Source organism: Moorena sp. SIO4E2, from assembly GCF_010671945.1.
GTDB classification, from domain to species: Bacteria; Cyanobacteriota; Cyanobacteriia; order Cyanobacteriales; family Coleofasciculaceae; genus Moorena; species Moorena producens.
Genome location: NZ_JAAHIE010001156.1, coordinates 1 through 1,570 on the forward strand (window position 1 = coordinate 1; position 1,570 = coordinate 1,570).

The 1,570-nt window shown below is 45.4% G+C and carries 1 protein-coding gene; it reads left to right on the forward strand.

The window, feature by feature from the left end:
* Positions 1-1,393, forward strand: a 1,393-nt coding sequence (locus tag F6K37_RS41700; protein ID WP_287257127.1) for a 4Fe-4S binding protein, incomplete at its 5' end; no start/stop codon positions are given.
* Positions 1,394-1,570 lie beyond the last annotated feature (177 nt).

Sequence of the window (1,570 nt, forward strand, 5' to 3'; positions counted from 1 at the left end):
CGAAAATCCCTGGCTAGTTCGTAACCATTTATATGTGCAGTTTGCCATTTTCTTTATCGGTTTGAACTGCCGGATTCTATTTGTTAACTCTGACCGCTTGGTTCTGGGTTTGTTTCTGAGCCTAACTATCGTATCCGCCATGATGATGGTATTCCTCTATGGTGGCAGAAGTTGGTGTCATTATGTCTGTCCATTTGGCATGGTTCAGATGGTATTTACTGGACCACGGGGATTGCTTGGCACTGAAGCTCACAACGCACCGCCAAAAACCATTACCCAGTCCATGTGCCGCACCGTAGACAAGACCGCAGGTCAAGAAAAAAGTGCCTGTATCAGTTGTAAGTCCCCTTGTATGGATATCGATTCCGAAAAAGCCTACTGGCAACAACTGACTAAGCCTGGTCGGAAATTAGTCCAATACGGTTATTTAGGCATGGTAATTGGCTATTTCGTCTACTACTGGTTGTATGCAGGAAACTTCGATTATTACCTGTCTGGGGCTTGGACCCATGAAGAGAATCAGTTAGGTGCGCTTTTCAAGCCAGGGTTTTACATCATGAATCACCCGATTGCGATTCCTAAACTGGTGGCAACTCCTCTTACCTTCGTTGTCTTCGTGGCGCTCAGTTGTCTAATTTGTACCAAGCTAGAGAAGACATACAAAGCTGCTCTGTGGCGAAAAAACCAATCTATCACTCACGAGCAAGTATTGCACCGAGTCTTTTCCATTTGTACCTTTATTGCGTTTAACTTCTTCTTCATCTACGGGGGTCGTCCCGAAATTAATCGGTTCCCTGTTCTAGTGCAATTCCTGTTTCAGAGTGTAGTGATTCTAGTCAGCAGCTTATGGCTTTATCAAACTTGGGGGCGTAGTTCCCACCAATATACCCAGGAGAGTTTGGCAGACAAGTTGCGCCGTCAACTCAAGAAGCTACCCCTGGACTTCTCGGAATTTCTGGAAGGTCGTTCCGTGGATGATCTCAAACCTGAGGAATTACACATCCTGGCTAAAACCCTACCGGGTGCTAACCAACAATACCGCTTGGGGGTATACAAAGGGGTGCTAAGAGAAGCCATCCAAGCTGGACATGTGAATTCCGCTAGTAGTCTCGAGGTTCTCCAGCAGATCCGGGATGAACTGGGTATCAACGATCAGCAACATTATCAGGTTTTAGAAGAACTTGGTAAGGAGCAAGAAAACTTACCAATATTGTATCCCCACTATGGACGGGACCCTTATAAAGTACTGAGCACCATCAAAGAGCGCCAGAAAACTAGTACTTCTAACCAACGCACTATACTCAGGGAATCTCGCAAGCAGAATCGTTCTGATAAGCGCACCAAGCTGCTAAAAGACCGCAAAGATGACAATCAATCAGGTGATCAGGACTAGGCAGTGGCAAAACTAGGGCGTTGTAGTTTTAGAAGGAAGTGTCGCTTTAGGGGGAAGATAGGGAAGAAAGCAATGGTCAGATCATCCGGTAACCGAATCGACACTAAAACTACGGTTTATGTCAACTGTTGATAGTCAACTATTAATTGAGTTCCTCATAGGTTACTCATAGGTGGA